The 15,583-nt window shown below is 51.2% G+C and carries 20 protein-coding genes; 9 read left to right on the top strand and 11 right to left on the bottom strand.

Features of this window, described 5'->3' with window-relative positions; genetic code table 11:
- Nucleotides 1–32: 32 nt before the first annotated feature.
- Complete coding sequence (gene dacB, locus M1D91_RS20630; protein WP_437431725.1) at nucleotides 33–1,466, top strand: serine-type D-Ala-D-Ala carboxypeptidase; 1,434 nt, start codon at nucleotides 33–35, stop codon at nucleotides 1,464–1,466.
- A 79-nt stretch (nucleotides 1,467–1,545) separates the two neighbouring features.
- On the opposite strand, the gene cgtA is transcribed toward dacB, so the two are convergent.
- The 4 genes from cgtA to rplU all read right to left on the bottom strand — a co-directional run bounded on the left by cgtA (nucleotide 1,546) and on the right by rplU (nucleotide 4,382).
- On the bottom strand, nucleotides 1,546–2,718 hold the full coding sequence (cgtA, locus tag M1D91_RS20635; RefSeq protein WP_437431724.1) for an Obg family GTPase CgtA: 1,173 nt from the start codon (nucleotides 2,716–2,718) through the stop codon (nucleotides 1,546–1,548).
- 15 nt (nucleotides 2,719–2,733) lie between these two features.
- The gene (locus tag M1D91_RS20640) at nucleotides 2,734–3,699 is read right to left on the bottom strand and encodes a DMT family transporter (RefSeq protein ID WP_437431723.1); all 966 of its coding nucleotides are present in this window, start codon (nucleotides 3,697–3,699) and stop codon (nucleotides 2,734–2,736) included.
- Between the two features lie 95 nt (nucleotides 3,700–3,794).
- The gene (gene rpmA, locus M1D91_RS20645; RefSeq protein WP_064541895.1) at nucleotides 3,795–4,052 is read right to left on the bottom strand and encodes a 50S ribosomal protein L27; all 258 of its coding nucleotides are present in this window, start codon (nucleotides 4,050–4,052) and stop codon (nucleotides 3,795–3,797) included.
- An 18-nt stretch (nucleotides 4,053–4,070) separates the two neighbouring features.
- Nucleotides 4,071–4,382, bottom strand: coding sequence for a 50S ribosomal protein L21 (gene rplU / locus M1D91_RS20650; protein ID WP_437431722.1), 312 nt, complete (start codon nucleotides 4,380–4,382; stop codon nucleotides 4,071–4,073).
- Nucleotides 4,383–4,641: 259 nt separating this feature from the next.
- Here rplU and ispB point away from each other — a divergent pair, with 259 nt between their 5' ends.
- The gene (ispB, locus tag M1D91_RS20655; RefSeq protein ID WP_437431721.1) at nucleotides 4,642–5,613 is read left to right on the top strand and encodes an octaprenyl diphosphate synthase; all 972 of its coding nucleotides are present in this window, start codon (nucleotides 4,642–4,644) and stop codon (nucleotides 5,611–5,613) included.
- Between the two features lie 215 nt (nucleotides 5,614–5,828).
- Complete coding sequence (gene sfsB / locus M1D91_RS20660) at nucleotides 5,829–6,101, top strand: DNA-binding transcriptional regulator SfsB (RefSeq protein WP_437431799.1); 273 nt, start codon at nucleotides 5,829–5,831, stop codon at nucleotides 6,099–6,101.
- A gap of 52 nt (nucleotides 6,102–6,153) precedes the next feature.
- On the opposite strand, the gene murA is transcribed toward sfsB, so the two are convergent.
- The 7 genes from murA to mlaF form a co-directional block, all read right to left on the bottom strand.
- Entirely contained in the window at nucleotides 6,154–7,413 is a 1,260-nt protein-coding gene (murA, locus tag M1D91_RS20665) for a UDP-N-acetylglucosamine 1-carboxyvinyltransferase (RefSeq protein WP_437431720.1), read from the bottom strand.
- 52 nt (nucleotides 7,414–7,465) lie between these two features.
- Nucleotides 7,466–7,720, bottom strand: coding sequence for a BolA family iron metabolism protein IbaG (gene ibaG, locus M1D91_RS20670; RefSeq protein WP_437431719.1), 255 nt, complete (start codon nucleotides 7,718–7,720; stop codon nucleotides 7,466–7,468).
- 126 nt (nucleotides 7,721–7,846) lie between these two features.
- Nucleotides 7,847–8,140 carry a lipid asymmetry maintenance protein MlaB gene (gene mlaB, locus M1D91_RS20675; protein WP_437431718.1) on the bottom strand — a complete coding sequence of 98 codons (294 nt, stop codon included), beginning with the start codon at nucleotides 8,138–8,140 and terminating at the stop codon, nucleotides 7,847–7,849.
- Nucleotides 8,140–8,775, bottom strand: a complete 636-nt coding sequence (gene mlaC / locus M1D91_RS20680; protein ID WP_437431717.1) for a phospholipid-binding protein MlaC — start codon at nucleotides 8,773–8,775, stop codon at nucleotides 8,140–8,142. The genes mlaB and mlaC overlap by 1 nt, the downstream gene beginning before the upstream one ends.
- A gap of 16 nt (nucleotides 8,776–8,791) precedes the next feature.
- The gene (gene mlaD, locus M1D91_RS20685; RefSeq protein WP_437431716.1) at nucleotides 8,792–9,343 is read right to left on the bottom strand and encodes an outer membrane lipid asymmetry maintenance protein MlaD; all 552 of its coding nucleotides are present in this window, start codon (nucleotides 9,341–9,343) and stop codon (nucleotides 8,792–8,794) included.
- A 4-nt stretch (nucleotides 9,344–9,347) separates the two neighbouring features.
- Nucleotides 9,348–10,130 (bottom strand): lipid asymmetry maintenance ABC transporter permease subunit MlaE, encoded by a 783-nt coding sequence (gene mlaE, locus M1D91_RS20690; RefSeq protein WP_437431715.1) that lies wholly within the window; start codon nucleotides 10,128–10,130, stop codon nucleotides 9,348–9,350.
- Between the two features lie 7 nt (nucleotides 10,131–10,137).
- Nucleotides 10,138–10,950 carry a phospholipid ABC transporter ATP-binding protein MlaF gene (mlaF, locus tag M1D91_RS20695; protein ID WP_437431714.1) on the bottom strand — a complete coding sequence of 271 codons (813 nt, stop codon included), beginning with the start codon at nucleotides 10,948–10,950 and terminating at the stop codon, nucleotides 10,138–10,140.
- A 229-nt stretch (nucleotides 10,951–11,179) separates the two neighbouring features.
- On the opposite strand from mlaF, the gene M1D91_RS20700 reads away from it, so the two are divergent.
- The 6 genes from M1D91_RS20700 to lptB are packed head-to-tail and all read left to right on the top strand — an operon-like array spanning nucleotide 11,180 to nucleotide 15,571.
- Nucleotides 11,180–12,157 (top strand): calcium/sodium antiporter, encoded by a 978-nt coding sequence (locus tag M1D91_RS20700; RefSeq protein ID WP_437431713.1) that lies wholly within the window; start codon nucleotides 11,180–11,182, stop codon nucleotides 12,155–12,157.
- 13 nt (nucleotides 12,158–12,170) lie between these two features.
- Nucleotides 12,171–13,157, top strand: a complete 987-nt coding sequence (gene kdsD / locus M1D91_RS20705; protein ID WP_437431712.1) for an arabinose-5-phosphate isomerase KdsD — start codon at nucleotides 12,171–12,173, stop codon at nucleotides 13,155–13,157.
- 14 nt (nucleotides 13,158–13,171) lie between these two features.
- Nucleotides 13,172–13,738 (top strand): 3-deoxy-manno-octulosonate-8-phosphatase KdsC, encoded by a 567-nt coding sequence (gene kdsC, locus M1D91_RS20710; RefSeq protein WP_437431711.1) that lies wholly within the window; start codon nucleotides 13,172–13,174, stop codon nucleotides 13,736–13,738.
- On the top strand, nucleotides 13,735–14,310 hold the full coding sequence (lptC, locus tag M1D91_RS20715; RefSeq protein WP_437431710.1) for an LPS export ABC transporter periplasmic protein LptC: 576 nt from the start codon (nucleotides 13,735–13,737) through the stop codon (nucleotides 14,308–14,310). The genes kdsC and lptC overlap by 4 nt, the downstream gene beginning before the upstream one ends.
- Nucleotides 14,279–14,839 (top strand): lipopolysaccharide ABC transporter substrate-binding protein LptA, encoded by a 561-nt coding sequence (lptA, locus tag M1D91_RS20720; RefSeq protein WP_437431709.1) that lies wholly within the window; start codon nucleotides 14,279–14,281, stop codon nucleotides 14,837–14,839. The genes lptC and lptA overlap by 32 nt, the downstream gene beginning before the upstream one ends.
- Nucleotides 14,840–14,845: 6 nt before the next feature.
- Nucleotides 14,846–15,571 (top strand): LPS export ABC transporter ATP-binding protein, encoded by a 726-nt coding sequence (lptB, locus tag M1D91_RS20725; protein ID WP_437431708.1) that lies wholly within the window; start codon nucleotides 14,846–14,848, stop codon nucleotides 15,569–15,571.
- Nucleotides 15,572–15,583 lie beyond the last annotated feature (12 nt).

The raw sequence follows: 15,583 nt of genomic DNA on the forward strand, positions 1-15,583 counted from the left end.
ACGGCTTGTTTCCAGGCTGTTAGCGCGAGATTATGCGATTTTCCAGATTTATCATCGGATTGACCACCAGTATAGCCCTGAATGCCCAGGCCGCGAATGTCGACGAGTACATTAATCAGCTTCCTGACGGCGCGAACCTTGCGTTAATGGTACAAAAAGTGGGTGCCCAGGAGCCGGAGATAGATTATCACGGCAAGCAAATGGCGCTTCCGGCGAGTACGCAGAAAGTCATCACGGCGCTGGCTGCGTTACTGCAACTTGGTCCGGATTTCCGTTTTACGACGACCTTAGAGACTAAAGGCAACGTTAACAGCGGTACATTAAAAGGTGATCTTATTGCGCGATTTGGGGGTGATCCGACGCTAAAACGTCAGAACATTCGCAATATGGTCGCGATGCTGAAAAAATCGGGGATTGATAAAATCGACGGGAACGTACTGATCGATACCTCCGTTTTTGCCAGTCATGATAAAGCACCGGGCTGGCCCTGGAATGACATGACGCAGTGTTTCAGCGCACCACCCGCTGCCGCCATTGTCGATCGCAACTGTTTCTCCATCTCGCTTTACAGCGCGCAAAAAGCAGGGGATTTGGCTTTCATCCGCGTCGCCTCTTACTATCCCGTGAATATGTTTAGCCAGGTCAGGACGCTCGCACGCGGTTCAGCAGAAACCCAGTACTGTGAGCTTGATGTGGTGCCCGGCGATCTTAACCGTTACACATTAACGGGCTGCCTGCCGCAACGTGCGGAGCCACTTCCCCTTGCATTCGCAGTCCAGGACGGAGCCAGTTATGCGGGCGCTATCCTGAAGGCGGAACTCAAAGAGGCTGGCATTACCTATTCAGGCACTCTGTTACGCCAGACGCTGGTCAATGAACCCGGTACGGTCATTGCGACTACGCAGTCCCCTCCTTTACACGACTTACTTAAAATCATGCTGAAAAAATCGGACAATATGATTGCCGATACCGTCTTCAGGATGATTGGTCATGCACGCTTTGGGGTGCCTGGCACCTGGAGGGCCGGGTCAGATGCCGTCAGGCAAATTCTGCGCCAGCAGGCGGGCGTGGACATCGGCAATACCATTATCGCAGATGGTTCGGGCCTATCGCGCCATAACCTGATTGCGCCTTCTACGATGATGCAGGTCCTGCAATACATCGCGCAACACGATAGCGAACTTAACTACATCTCAATGCTGCCGCTCGCCGGCCATGACGGTTCATTGCAATACCGTGCGGGTCTGCACGAAGCGGGGGTCGATGGAAAGGTGTCGGCCAAAACGGGCTCGCTACAGGGGGTGTATAACCTTGCGGGCTTTATCACTACCTCAAGTGGGCAGAGAATGGCGTTTGTACAATACCTCTCTGGTTATGCTGTCGAGCCTGCCAATCAGCGTAATCGCCGCATCCCGCTGGTTCGTTTTGAAAGCCGCCTCTACAAAGATATCTATCAGAATAACTAATAAAAAAGCCGGGTAGCAGTCGCACTGCTTACCCGGCTTTTCATCAGACACTGATAGGATTTACACGTCCGGTATCAGATTAACGCTTATAGATAAATTCGACGCCTTCTTCGTCGTCCTCATCCCAGTCGTCATCGTCCAGATCGTCCTCTTCAATCTCGGCTTCTTCGAGTTGCTGGCGATGGTAATCATCCCACATAAACTCGACTTTCTCAGGCTGTTTGGCTTCCTGCGCTTTCTCCACCGGGTTTTCGATAATGAAGGTCATGACATCCCAGCAGAGCTCTTTCACCCCTTGCTGGCTGGCAGCGGAGATGAGATAAAACTCGCCTTCCCAGCCTAAAGCATCAGCGATCTCTTTTGCTTTTGCTTCCGCTGTCGCTTTGTCCATCAGATCAATTTTATTGAAAACCAGCCAACGCGGTTTAGCTGCCAGTTGCTCGCTGTATTTTTCCAACTCGCCCACAATAATGCGCGCGTTTTCAACCGGATCGGAGCCGTCGATAGGATCAATATCAATGAGATGCAGCAGGACGCGACAACGCTCAAGGTGTTTCAGGAATCGAATACCGAGTCCGGCACCTTCAGCAGCGCCTTCAATCAGTCCTGGAATATCGGCGACAACAAAGCTCTTTTCGTTGTCCATACGCACCACGCCCAGACTCGGAACAAGCGTGGTAAACGGGTAATCAGCTACCTTTGGCTTTGCCGCTGACACGGCGCGAATAAAGGTCGATTTACCGGCATTAGGCATACCCAGCATACCGACATCCGCCAGCAGCATTAGCTCCAGCGCTAATTCGCGTTTATCACCCGGAGTACCCATCGTTTTTTGGCGCGGTGTACGGTTAACAGAGGATTTAAAGCGGGTGTTACCCAGACCATGCCAGCCGCCTTTCGCCACCATCAAACGCTGACCATGGTTGGTCATGTCGCCCATGGTTTCGCCAGTGCCCTGATCAATTACGCGCGTTCCCATAGGCACTTTAATAATGACATCTTTGCCGCGCTTACCGGTGCAGTCGCGGCTCTGACCATTCTGACCACGCTCAGCACGGAAAGACTTTTCAAAACGGTAGTCTATCAGGGTGTTCAGGTTTTCGTCCGCTTCCAGCCAGACGTCACCACCATCGCCGCCATCGCCGCCATCAGGGCCACCATGCGGAATATATTTTTCGCGACGGAAGCTCACACAACCATTGCCACCATCACCTGCCACGACCAGAATGGTCGCTTCATCAACAAACTTCATTTTACTCTCCGTTACTCATTCGCCTGAGCGGGGCAAAGTGGCGATCACTTCACGCTTACGCCATCGTCCCCAGAGACGATGGCCAATGGCGGAATACATCGCTCCCGCAACCACGACAAACGCACCGAGATAACCGATAAGGTTTAACATCGGTCTGGCGAAAAAATCGGGCCAGGCCATTGATAATAAATCTGAAAATAGCAGCGTAAACAGGGGAGTAAGGGTAATTAACGCACTCACCTGCGCTGCCTGCCAGCGCGCCATGGCTTCCGCCAGCGCACCGTAACCTACCAGCGTGTTAAGGCCGCAAAAAATCAGGCATGCCACTTGCCAGCTACTCAGTTGCAAGACCACTTCCGGCTTCGCAAGGGGCAACAACGCTATTGTACACAAAGTGTACAGCAAAAAGAGGATCTGCTGTGAGGCCAGACGACGCAGTAAAATCTTCTGCGCCACCCCATAGCTCACCCAAACCGTTGCAGCACCCACGCCAAAAATTACACCCCATGTGTAGTCGGTCAGTCTGGTAAAAATTTCAATTAAACTGGTATTAAAAAAGAGCAACAGCCCACAAAGCAGCATTGTTGCACCCACCACCTGCGTACCGCGCATTTTCTCTTTTAAAATGACGACACTTGCTATCATCATTCCAACCGGAGAAAGCTGACCTATAACCTGTGATGCTGTGGGGCTCAGATATTGCAGGGAGGAGCTAAAAAGGATGAAGTTACCGAAAAGGCCACCGGTGGCGATTGCCAGCAAGAGCAACCAACGGGGCTTACGGAAAATACGCATGGGAGGCAGCTTGCGTTTACACGCTAAAATAGTACCAAGCCCTATTCCTGCCATTAAAAAGCGATAAAAGACCACCGTAGGAGGCTCCATCACTTCCAGCACTTGCTTCATCGCAATTGGCAATGCTCCCCAGCACATCGCGGTAGTCAGCGCCAAAAGGATACCAATGCCTGCCTGCTGTTTCATGCCCGTATTCCCTGTCAGAATTTCACCGGACTCTTAATGTAAAAAGCCCCGCAACACGTTGCGGGGCTTTAATCCGTTACCGGACCACGAAAAACTTACTCAGCAACAATGCTGATGTATTTACGGTTGTTCGGGCCTTTAACTTCGAATTTCACTTTACCGTCTGCTTTAGCAAACAGAGTGTGGTCCTTGCCGCAACCAACGTTAGAACCAGCGTGGAATTTAGTACCACGTTGACGAACGATGATGCTACCAGCCAGAACTGTTTCGCCGCCAAAGCGTTTTACGCCCAGACGTTTAGCTTCTGAATCGCGACCGTTACGAGTCGAGCCGCCAGCCTTTTTATGTGCCATTTAATCTGCTCCCCTGTCTTAAGCGCTGATGCCAGTGATTTTCACATCAGTGAACCACTGACGATGGCCCTGCTGCTTACGATAGTGTTTACGACGACGAAACTTAACAATTTTAACTTTCTCGCCACGACCGTGAGCAACGATTTCAGCTTTGATTACGCCGCCATCAACGAAAGGAACGCCGATTTTGACTTCTTCACCGTTTGCGATCATCAGAACTTCAGCGAACTCAATAGTTTCGCCAGTTGCGATGTCCAGCTTTTCCAGGCGAACGGTCTGACCTTCGCTTACTCGGTGTTGTTTACCACCACTTTGGAAAACCGCGTACATAAAAAACTCCGCTTCTGCGCACACCTTATGAATGATTAAGAGCGCGCTATAAATATTCACAATAGGGCGCGAATATTACGCAAAACGCGAGCCTTTGACAAGTGCTTGCATCACTCCATGAAGAAAAAAAACACAACCTGTACGGCAACGTTTATCTGTCGCGTTTTTTCAGTACAATCAGCAATACTATTCTAACCCGTAACCCTTCGTTATCCCATTTTGATATGTGGTAAACAGGACTGAAAGCCCGGCTTTTGCGATGAATTTAGAAAAAATCAATGAGTTAACCGCGCAAGATATGGCGGGTGTTAATGCGACAATCCTGCAGCAGCTCAACTCGGATGTTCAGTTAATCAACCAGTTGGGTTATTACATCGTTAGCGGTGGCGGTAAACGCATCCGTCCGATGATCGCCGTGCTTGCTGCAAGAGCGGTGGGATATGAAGGCAATGCGCATGTTACCATTGCTGCGCTGATCGAATTTATCCACACGGCAACGCTTCTTCATGATGATGTTGTGGATGAATCCGATATGCGGCGTGGAAAGGCGACGGCCAATGCCGCCTTTGGAAATGCGGCCAGCGTGCTGGTCGGTGACTTTATCTATACCCGTGCGTTTCAAATGATGACCAGCCTTGGTTCACTTCGTGTACTTGAGGTGATGTCAGAAGCGGTCAATGTCATTGCTGAAGGTGAAGTTCTGCAGTTGATGAACGTCAACGATCCGAACATCACTGAAGAAAATTACATGCGCGTCATTTACAGTAAAACAGCGCGTTTATTTGAGGCTGCGGCGCAATGTTCTGGCATGCTGGCAGCGTGCAGCCCCGCTCAGGAAAAAGCCCTTCAGGATTATGGCCGCTATCTGGGAACCGCGTTTCAGCTGATCGACGATCTTCTGGATTACAGCGCAGACGGCGAGACACTCGGAAAAAACACCGGCGATGATCTTAACGAAGGAAAGCCAACTCTCCCGCTACTTCATGCCATGCACAATGGTTCGCCTGAGCAGGCAGGCATGATTCGTGACGCGATTGAAAATGGCAATGGTCGACATCTGCTTGAACCTGTACTGCAGGCAATGGCGGAGTGCGGTTCTCTTGAGTGGACGCGCCAGCGTGCAGAAGAAGAGGCTGACAAAGCCATCAGCGCCTTGCAGATTTTGCCAGACTCCCCGTGGCGCGAGGCGCTTATCGGGCTGGCTCATATCGCCGTTCAACGCGATCATTAATGCTCCATCAACTTTCCCGTCATCCGACGGGAAAGTTTCAATAAGTTCTCATTAGCAAGCTCTCCGCCTCTTTTTCCACCTCAATATCTGAGCCTTGATAGAATCCTAAATTTAAAAATCTTACATGAACTTTTTAGAGCAATAGCTCTTATATGCGTATAGTAAATGCACAGACTTACTGTCATGTAGTAACAGGTTTTTTCCAGGGAGGAATGATGGAGAGTAAATTCATTGACTGGCACAATGCCGATATCATCGCCGGGCTGCATAAAAAAGGGACATCCCTGGCGGCGGAGTCGCGAAAAAATGGGCTGTCTTCTTCAACGCTCGCCAACGCGTTAAGTCGCTCCTGGCCGAAGGGTGAACTCATTATTGCCCGGGCACTGGAAACAGAGCCCTGGGTGATATGGCCCTCCCGCTATCATGATCCGGTGACGCATGAGTTCATAAACCGAACCAGCATGATGCGGAAAAAAAATATGAAATAAACAATAAAAAGCCCCTGTCAGAATTGAGAGGGGCTCTGTTGCGCGTGAACGATTATTCGCCTTTTACGCGTTCGATGTTTGCACCCAACGCACGCAGTTTGTCTTCAATGCGTTCATAGCCACGGTCGATGTGGTAAATGCGGTCAACAATGGTGGTACCTTCCGCAATACAACCTGCCAGCACCAGGCTTGCAGATGCGCGCAGATCCGTTGCCATTACCTGCGCCCCGGATAATTTTTCAACGCCGTAGCAGATTGCCGTATTGCTCTCGATTTCCGCGTGCGCGCCCATACGAATCAGTTCAGGAATGTGCATAAAGCGGTTTTCGAAAATCGTTTCGGTGATAACACCCGTCCCTTCGGCAACCAGGTTGAGCAGGGTGAACTGGGCCTGCATATCTGTAGGGAACGCCGGATGGGGTGCGGTACGAACGGTGACAGCCTTAGGACGTTTACCATGCATATCAAGGCTAATCCAGTCCTCACCCACTTCGATATCCGCCCCCGCTTCGCGCAGTTTAGCGAGAACGGCATCCAGCGTATCCGGCTGAGCGTTACGACATAAAATCTTGCCGCCCGAAATCGCGGCTGCGACCAGGAAGGTCCCCGTTTCGATACGATCCGGCAGCACGCTGTAGGTTCCCCCACCCAGACGTTCAACACCTTCAATCGTAATACGATCGGTACCCTGACCGGTGATTTTCGCGCCGAGCTCATTGAGGAAGTTCGCGGTATCAACAATTTCAGGCTCACGTGCCGCGTTTTCAATAACGGTCGTGCCTTCTGCAAGCGTTGCCGCAGAAAGAATAGTCACCGTTGCGCCTACGCTGACTTTATCCATCACAATGTGCGCGCCTTTAAGGCGGCCCTGCACGCTGGCTTTAACGTAACCTTCTTCCAGCTTAATCTCTGCGCCTAACTGCTCCAGACCCGTGATATGCAAGTCAACCGGGCGAGCGCCGATAGCACAGCCGCCGGGCAATGAAACCTGACCCTGACCGAAACGTGCGACCAACGGTCCCAGCGCCCAGATGGAAGCACGCATGGTTTTAACCAGATCGTAAGGGGCACAGAAAACATTAACCTTGCTCGCATCGATCCAAACGGATCCATTACGTTCCACTTTCATACCCAGCTGGCTGAGTAACTTCATGGTGGTATCGATGTCTTTCAGTTTCGGAACGTTGCGGATTTCTACCGGCTCTTCAGCCAGCAATGCGGCAAAGAGGATGGGCAGCGCGGCGTTTTTTGCGCCTGAAATTGTGACTTCGCCCTGGAGCCGTGTCGGCCCCTGTACACGAAACTTATCCATTCATCTGTTCTCTGTTAAAAATTCACACGCGCTGCGGGCCCGGGCCCGTAGCTCAAAAACCATTTAGCTTGCGATCGCGCGCCCAGTCCTGCGGCGTATACGTTTTGATCGACAGAGCGTGGATGCGGTTATCCGCAATGTATTCCGAAAGCGGGCCATAAACCGCCTGTTGCTGCTTGACGCGGCTCATCCCTTCGAATACCTCACCCACAGCAATAACCTGAAAGTGACTGCCATCGCCAGAGACGTGGGCTTCCTGGAGAGAGAGTGCATTCATCAGCACTGTCTGAATTTCATGATTTTCCATGGGCGTTAATTTCATCTGATAGTGAAAACAGCCCCACATCTTAGAGGAAAGTGGCGCGGTCTTAAATAAGCAAAAAGCCTCGTTGATAGATCAAACGAGGCTTTAAAGAGTAACGTACTGAAAAAATTAGCGAGGCAATACGTCCAGGGGCAAATTATACAGCTGCGCAAGCGTTCTCAGATTTTCGCTGATACCTTCAAGCGAAACCTGATGCCCCTGCTTTTTACCCAGGTCGATAAGATGGATGAGCAGGGCAACTCCAGCGGTATCAATCCGGGTAACGCCATTCAGGTCGATGCAGGTTATGCCTTTCATCGCCTCAACGCGCGCTTCCCACAAGGGATTTAATACGTCCTGATCAATTTCACCCTGCACGACCAGCTTTTCGCCGTCCCGCGCCCAGCTAAGCGGAGCGGTCATTATTTTTTCTCATCCAGTGTGATTTTCTGACGAGAAATAGACTGTAACTGCGCGGTCAGACCGTCAACGCCTTTGGTGCGTAACAAATCACTCCATTCATTCTGCTTCGTCGTTATCATGCTCACGCCTTCAGCAATCATGTCATAAGCCTGCCAGTTACCCGTTTGGGTATTTTTACGCCACTGGAAATCAAGACGTACAGGCGGTCGACCATTCGGATCGGTAATAGTGACGCGGATAGGAATAATAGAGGCGTCACCGAGCGGTTTTTCTGGTGCGATCTGATAGCCCTGCCCATGATAAAGCGCCAGCGCCTGCCCATAAGCCTGCTTGAGATATTCGCGGAACGCGGCAAAGTAAGCTTCACGCTGCGCCGGGGTCGCCTCTTTGTAATAACGTCCCAGTACCAGTGCGCCGGCATATTTCACCTGCACATAAGGCAACAGCTCCTGATCCACCACATCACGCAGATAGTCAGGGTTTGCGCGAATCTTCGGCTGCTCATTTTTAAGACGATCAAAGGTTTTTTGCGCGGCTTCCTGCATTGCTTTATACGGGTTGCTCTGTTCTACGGCGTTGGCAAGCCCCAGGGGGGCAATGACCAGCATGGCAACCATTAATAGACGTTTAAACATGCGTCAATTCTCCTCGTTAATTCATCGAACCCGCGGACGGTGCGGTAGAAGTATCGTCCTGCTGTTGCGGCTGAGCATCGCCGGAACTCTTATTGTCACTTCCCTTACTGCTGTAAAGGAATTGTCCGATCAGATCCTCAAGCACCATCGCGGATTTTGTATCCTGGATAGTACTGCCTTCTTTAAGCATAGATGTTCCGAGCTCAGGATCTTCAAAACCCACATTCAGTGCCAGATATTGCTCACCCAACAACCCTGACGTACGAATCGCTAATGAGCTGGTGTCCGGGATCTGGTTGTATCGCTCTTCGATATCCAGCGAAACACGAGGCAGATAGGTCTTCGGATCAAGTTCGATGTCTGCAACACGCCCGACTACCACTCCGCCAATACGAACCGGTGAGCGCGCCTTCAGGCCGCCGATGTTATCGAAGGTCGCATAAATACGGTAAGTTGGCTCTGTACGCATCGAGGCAACATCTGCCGCTTTCAGACAGATGAAGAGCGCAGCCAGCAGCGCGACCAAAACAAAAATGCCAACCCAAATTTCACTTTTCTTTGTTTGCATGAACTCAATTCCCAAACATCAATGCGGTGAGCACAAAATCAAGGCCAAGGACAGCCAGTGAAGAATGCACAACGGTACGTGTTGTCGCCCGGCTAATCCCGGCAGAAGTCGGAATCGCATCGTAACCATTGAATAATGCAATCCAGGTTACAGTAATGGCGAAGACGACACTTTTAATCAGACAGTTAATCAGATCCAGACGCCAGTCGACGGCATCCTGCATTGCCGACCAGAAGAAGCCAGAGTCGATTCCTTTCCAGTTGACCCCGACCAGCGAACCGCCCCAGATCCCGACAGCAACAAAAATAATGGTCAACAACGGCAGGGAGATGATACCGGCCCAAAAGCGCGGCGCGATGACGCGGCGCAGCGGGTCCACCGCCATCATCTCAAGGCTGGAAAGCTGTTCGGTTGCACGCATAAGACCAATTTCAGCCGTGAGTGCAGAACCAGCGCGACCCGCAAACAGCAGTGCGGCAACCACCGGCCCCAGTTCACGGAGAAGCGAGAGCGCCACCAGCATGCCAAGGCTGGTTTCTGCGCTGTAGGTTGTGAGCACCAGGTAACCCTGTAAGCCCAACACCATGCCGATAAACACGCCGGAAACCAAAATAATGAGCATCGATAAGACACCCACGTGGTAGAGCTGGCGTACCAGCAACGGCGTATGCTTGCGGAACTCGGGTTTGCCAACGAGGGCATTAAATAACATTAAACCGGCGCGCCCAAACGTCGCGATCGTTTTGATCCCGCGATGGCCAAACGACGCCAGTGCTTCAAGCAGCATGAGTGGCTTAACTCCCTGTCTCTAATAAATCGAATTGATATTGACCAGCGGGATAACGGAAGGGAACCGGCCCATCAGCGATGCCGTCAAGAAACTGACGAACCCGTGGATCGCCATTCTCTTGCAGCCCCTGAGCGCTACCATGAGCAACAATTTTTTTATCCGCAACGATATACGCGTAGTCAGCAATGCTCAGGACTTCCGGCACATCATGCGAGACAACGATACAGGTCACACCCAGGACGCTGTTTAAGTCGGAAATCAGTTTGACCAGCACGCCCATAGTAATGGGGTCCTGCCCGACAAAAGGTTCGTCGAACATGATCAAATCCGGCTCAAGCGCGATGGCGCGTGCCAGTGCCGCACGACGCGCCATCCCGCCGGAGAGTTCTGATGGCATCAGTTTGGCTGCGCCACGTAAGCCAACCGCTTCAAGTTTCATCATCACCGTACTTCTGAGCAGCGGCTCAGGCAGGTTGGTATGTTCACGCAAGGGGTAAGCCACATTTTCAAATACGGTGAGATCGGTAAAGAGCGCGCCGGATTGAAATAACATACTCATTCTTTTTCTTACGGTGAACAGCCGGGAGCGCCCCATCTCCGGAATATTTTCACCATCAAAAAGGATCTCTCCCTTATCGGGGGGGATCTGGCCGCCTATAAGACGTAAAAGCGTCGTCTTACCAATCCCGGATGGCCCCATGATCGCAGTGATCTTTCCACGTGGCACCGTCAATGAAATATCAGTAAAAATAGGACGGTTACTACGTGAAAAACTCACGCCACGGATATCAACGAGGTTCGCCGCTGTCTGGCTCATTCTTTCATCCTTATAAGCCCTGCCGGGTATTGCATCATGGTCGATAACATCAAGAACCCAACATTTTTACAGAATATTACCTGCTTGAGTTAGCGAAAGCTGGCATTTGTTTTACTTTTGAGCCGCATAAAGTCAAAATTAAGACTTCATTACGCCGCTCTACATTCCCGGTTTTCCCGGCGATCGCAGCCTGCGGACCGGCAGATTATACCTTAAGAAAGGATGTTAGATGCTTTTAGCGACGGCGCTATTAATAATTGGTTTACTTTTGGTGGTCTACAGCGCCGATCGCCTGGTATTTGCAGCCTCAATCATGTGCCGAAATCTGGGGATACCACCGCTGCTGATTGGCATGACGGTGGTCAGCATTGGCACCTCTTTACCGGAAATTATCGTTTCGGTGGCCGCGTCCCTGCATGGTCAGCTCGATTTGGCGATTGGCACGGCTATTGGCTCTAACATCACCAACATTCTTCTGATTTTGGGCCTCGCCGCATTTTTACATCCATTTACCGTCCATTCCGATATCTTACGCCGTGAGTTACCGCTAATGTTGATCGCCAGCCTGCTGGCAGGGCTGGTTCTGTTTGATGGGCAACTCTCCAGAACAGAAGGCTTTTTTTTACTGCTTCTTGCCGTGCTCTGGCTGGTATTCATTGTTAAAATCGCCCGTCTGGCCGAGCGTCAGGGGAACGACAGCCTGACACGAGAACAGCTGGCTGAGTTACCGCGCGGCGGTAGCCTGTCGGTCGCGTTTCTCTGGCTGGGGGTCGCGCTGATTATCATGCCTATGGCTACCCGGATGGTGGTTGATAATGCCACTGTCATGGCGAATTATTTTGCCATGAGTGAGCTAACCATTGGCCTGACGGTGATAGCAATAGGTACGGGATTGCCAGAACTCGCAACCGCCATCGCCGGGACGCGTAAAGGGGAAGACGATATTGCCATCGGTAATATCATCGGCTCGAATATATTCAACATCACGTTAGTGCTGGGGCTGCCCGCCTTGATTGCCCCTGGCACATTTAGCCCTCTCGCCTTTTCGCGGGATTACGGCGTCATGCTGCTGGTGAGCATTATCTTCGCCTTTATCTGTTGGCGACGTAAGCAACAGTCTGGCAGAGGGCCGGGGGCACTGTTGTTGGCAGGATTCTTTATATGGCTGGCGTTGTTGTTCTGGGTAACGCCACGGTTGACGGGCTAGGTGGAGACGCATTATGTCGCTTATTGATCTGGAACCAGGGTTTGATTTTCAGCAAGCCGGGCGAGACGTTCTTAACGTTGAGCGTGAAGGCCTTGCGCATCTCGATCAGTACATCAATCAGGATTTTGCATTAGCCTGCGAGAAAATATTCTACTGCAGCGGCAAAGTGGTAGTGATGGGGATGGGTAAATCCGGTCATATCGGCAGAAAAATGGCGGCCACTTTTGCCAGTACGGGCACCCCCTCGTTTTTTGTGCATCCCGGCGAAGCCGCACATGGCGATTTGGGCATGGTTGGCGCACAGGATGTGGTAATTGCGCTCTCTAATTCGGGTGAGTCAAATGAGATTCTTGCCCTTATTCCGGTATTAAAGCGACTGAACGTTTATCTGATTTGCATGACCAGCCGACCGGACAGCAGCATGGGTCGGACTGCGGATATCCATTTGTGCGTAAAAGTACCCAGAGAAGCCTGCCCGCTTGGCCTGGCACCTACCTCCAGCACCACGGCCGCTTTAGTGATGGGTGATGCACTCGCAGTCGCACTGCTGAAAGCACGTGGATTCACTGCCGAGGACTTTGCCCTTTCGCACCCCGGCGGGGCGTTGGGTCGTAAACTGCTTCTGCGCGTTCACGATATTATGCACACGGGTGATGAAATCCCTCATGTGAGCAAAGAGGCATCGCTTCGTGACGCGTTGCTGGAGATTACCCGTAAAAATCTTGGCTTAACGGTCATTTGCAACGACCTGATGAAAATCGAAGGCATTTTTACTGATGGTGATTTACGGCGCGTCTTTGATACAGGTGCAGACGTCCGTAACCTCGGCATCGCTGACGTGATGACCCCAGGCGGCATACGCGTCAGACCTGATATGTTGGCTGTTGAAGCCCTGAATTTGATGCAATCCCGCCATATCACCTCCGTCCTGGTTGCCGATGGCGACCAACTGCTGGGTGTGGTACATATGCATGATTTGCTGCGCGCGGGCGTAGTATAAAAAAGGATGAAATAATGAGTAATGTTGGTGCGTCGCTTGCAACCTGCTACGGTCCCGTTAGCACACAGATTATGGCGAAGGCAGAAAAAATCAGGCTGTTAATTCTTGATGTTGATGGTGTTTTATCTGACGGTCTCATCTACATGGGAAACGACGGTGAAGAGTTAAAGGCGTTTAATGTTCGTGATGGGTATGGCATCCGCTGTGCATTAACGTCAGGCATTGAGGTAGCCATCATTACCGGGCGTAGAGCTAAACTGTTAGAAAATCGCTGTGAAACCCTGGGCATTACACATCTTTACCAGGGGCAATCGGACAAATTGCTGGCGTACCGCGAGCTTTTAACCAAACTTTCCTTACAACCTGAGCAGATTGCTTATGTGGGCGATGATCTGATCGACTGGCCGGTCATGGCGGAAATTGGTCTGAGCGTTGCCGTCGCCGATGCCCATCCGCTTTTGATTCCGCGCGCGGACTATGTCACGCGTATCGCTGGTGGGCGGGGGGCTGTACGTGAAGTCTGCGATTTATTATTACTCGCGCAAGGTAAACTTGATGAGGCCAAAGGGCAATCGATATGAGTAAAACCCGACGTTGGGTCATCATTTTGCTGGCACTTATCGTCCTGGTACTGATTGGTGTGAATCTGGCTGACCGGGAATCTCTGGCGCCGGTGAGCACAAACAGCAGCGATCCAACTTATAAAAGTGAGCACACCGACACGGTGGTATACAGCCCCGAGGGTGCACTGAATTATCGACTGATTGCCGAGCATGTAGAGTATTTTTCTGCTGAAGCCATCACATGGTTCACCCAACCTGTATTGACGACATTTGATAAAGATAAAATTCCAGGATGGTCCATTAAGGCCGATAAAGCAAAGTTAACCAATGACCGAATGCTTTATCTTTATGGCCATGTTGAAGTTAACGCGCTGACGCCAGACGCTCAGTTGCAAAAAATTACGACGGATAACGCCCAGATAAATCTGGTCACGCAGGATGTGACCTCCGATGACCAGGTGACGTTATACGGAACAACATTTAATTCCACCGGCCTGAAAATGCGCGGCAACTTACGCAGCAAAACCGCAGAGCTGATTGAAAAGGTTAGAAGCTCATATGAAATTCAAAACAAACAAACTCAGCCTTAATGTTGTCCTGGCCAGTGCCCTCTTTGCTGCCAGCCTACCGGCGCTGGCAGTGACCGGCGACACCGATCAACCTATTCACATCGACTCGGACCAACAGTCGCTGGACATGCAAGGCAATGTGGTGACCTTTACCGGTAATGTTATCGTCACCCAGGGTACTATCAAGATCAACGCCGATAAAGTGGTGGTGACCCGGCCCGGTGGACAGCAAGGTAAAGAGGTCATTGATGGCTTCGGCAACCCTGCCACCTTTTATCAGTTGCAGGACAATGGCAAACCCGTGAAAGGCCATGCCTCGCAGATGCATTACGAACTGGAAAAAGACTTTGTGATTCTGACGGGTAATGCTTATCTCGAGCAGCTTGATAGCAACATTAAAGGCGACAAAATCACCTATCTGGTGAAAGAACAAAAAATGCAGGCGTTTAGCGAGAAAGGTAAACGCGTGACAACGGTTCTGGTACCGTCTCAGTTGCAGGATAAGAGCAACAATCAGAATCCGGCCCCGGCGCAAAAAAAGAGTAATTAATTCGTTATGGCAACATTAACTGCAAAGAATCTCGCTAAGGCCTATAAAGGCCGCCGTGTTGTGGAAGACGTGAGCCTGACCGTGAATTCAGGTGAAATTGTTGGCCTGCTTGGCCCGAACGGGGCGGGTAAAACCACCACCTTTTACATGGTCGTGGGTATTGTGCCGCGGGATGCTGGCAACATCATTATCGATGATGAAGACATAAGCCTGTTACCGCTGCATGCGCGCGCGCGTCGCGGTATTGGCTATCTGCCTCAGGAGGCGTCTATTTTCCGCCGCCTCAGTGTCTTCGATAATCTGATGGCAGTGCTGCAAATTCGCGATGATCTCAGCGCAGAACAGCGTATGGACAGAGCCAATGAGCTGATGGAAGAGTTCCACATTGAGCACCTTCGCAATAACCTGGGGCAGGCATTATCCGGCGGTGAGCGTCGTCGCGTAGAGATCGCCCGCGCACTGGCGGCCAATCCTAAATTTATTCTGCTGGATGAGCCGTTTGCAGGCGTCGACCCGATTTCCGTTATTGATATCAAACGCATTATCGAGCATTTGCGTGATAGTGGGCTCGGCGTGTTAATTACCGACCATAACGTACGAGAAACTCTGGCGGTCTGTGAGCGTGCTTATATCGTAAGCCAGGGCCACTTAATCGCCCACGGTACGCCGCAGCAAATCCTTGAAGACGAACACGTTAAGCGCGTATATCTTGGGGAAGACTTCAGACTCTGATAGGGTAGAGTT

Source organism: Enterobacter sp. SA197, assembly GCF_054131575.1.

Excerpts from the sequence above, each read along its gene's own strand:
- mlaC (WP_437431717.1), bottom strand. The coding sequence starts at position 8,775 with ATGTTTAAACGTCTATTAATGGTTGCCATGCTGGTCATTGCCCCCCTG.
- kdsC (WP_437431711.1), top strand. The coding sequence starts at position 13,172 with ATGAGTAATGTTGGTGCGTCGCTTGCAACCTGCTACGGTCCCGTTAGC.
- mlaE (WP_437431715.1), bottom strand. The coding sequence starts at position 10,130 with ATGCTGCTTGAAGCACTGGCGTCGTTTGGCCATCGCGGGATCAAAACG.
- sfsB (WP_437431799.1), top strand. The coding sequence starts at position 5,829 with ATGGAGAGTAAATTCATTGACTGGCACAATGCCGATATCATCGCCGGG.
- mlaD (WP_437431716.1), bottom strand. The coding sequence starts at position 9,343 with ATGCAAACAAAGAAAAGTGAAATTTGGGTTGGCATTTTTGTTTTGGTC.
- kdsD (WP_437431712.1), top strand. The coding sequence starts at position 12,171 with ATGTCGCTTATTGATCTGGAACCAGGGTTTGATTTTCAGCAAGCCGGG.
- rpmA (WP_064541895.1), bottom strand. The coding sequence starts at position 4,052 with ATGGCACATAAAAAGGCTGGCGGCTCGACTCGTAACGGTCGCGATTCA.
- M1D91_RS20640 (WP_437431723.1), bottom strand. The coding sequence starts at position 3,699 with ATGAAACAGCAGGCAGGCATTGGTATCCTTTTGGCGCTGACTACCGCG.
- mlaB (WP_437431718.1), bottom strand. The coding sequence starts at position 8,140 with ATGACCGCTCCGCTTAGCTGGGCGCGGGACGGCGAAAAGCTGGTCGTG.
- cgtA (WP_437431724.1), bottom strand. The coding sequence starts at position 2,718 with ATGAAGTTTGTTGATGAAGCGACCATTCTGGTCGTGGCAGGTGATGGT.
- ibaG (WP_437431719.1), bottom strand. The coding sequence starts at position 7,720 with ATGGAAAATCATGAAATTCAGACAGTGCTGATGAATGCACTCTCTCTC.
- murA (WP_437431720.1), bottom strand. The coding sequence starts at position 7,413 with ATGGATAAGTTTCGTGTACAGGGGCCGACACGGCTCCAGGGCGAAGTC.
- lptA (WP_437431709.1), top strand. The coding sequence starts at position 14,279 with ATGAAATTCAAAACAAACAAACTCAGCCTTAATGTTGTCCTGGCCAGT.
- mlaF (WP_437431714.1), bottom strand. The coding sequence starts at position 10,950 with ATGAGCCAGACAGCGGCGAACCTCGTTGATATCCGTGGCGTGAGTTTT.
- lptB (WP_437431708.1), top strand. The coding sequence starts at position 14,846 with ATGGCAACATTAACTGCAAAGAATCTCGCTAAGGCCTATAAAGGCCGC.
- rplU (WP_437431722.1), bottom strand. The coding sequence starts at position 4,382 with ATGTACGCGGTTTTCCAAAGTGGTGGTAAACAACACCGAGTAAGCGAA.
- lptC (WP_437431710.1), top strand. The coding sequence starts at position 13,735 with ATGAGTAAAACCCGACGTTGGGTCATCATTTTGCTGGCACTTATCGTC.
- M1D91_RS20700 (WP_437431713.1), top strand. The coding sequence starts at position 11,180 with ATGCTTTTAGCGACGGCGCTATTAATAATTGGTTTACTTTTGGTGGTC.
- ispB (WP_437431721.1), top strand. The coding sequence starts at position 4,642 with ATGAATTTAGAAAAAATCAATGAGTTAACCGCGCAAGATATGGCGGGT.
- dacB (WP_437431725.1), top strand. The coding sequence starts at position 33 with ATGCGATTTTCCAGATTTATCATCGGATTGACCACCAGTATAGCCCTG.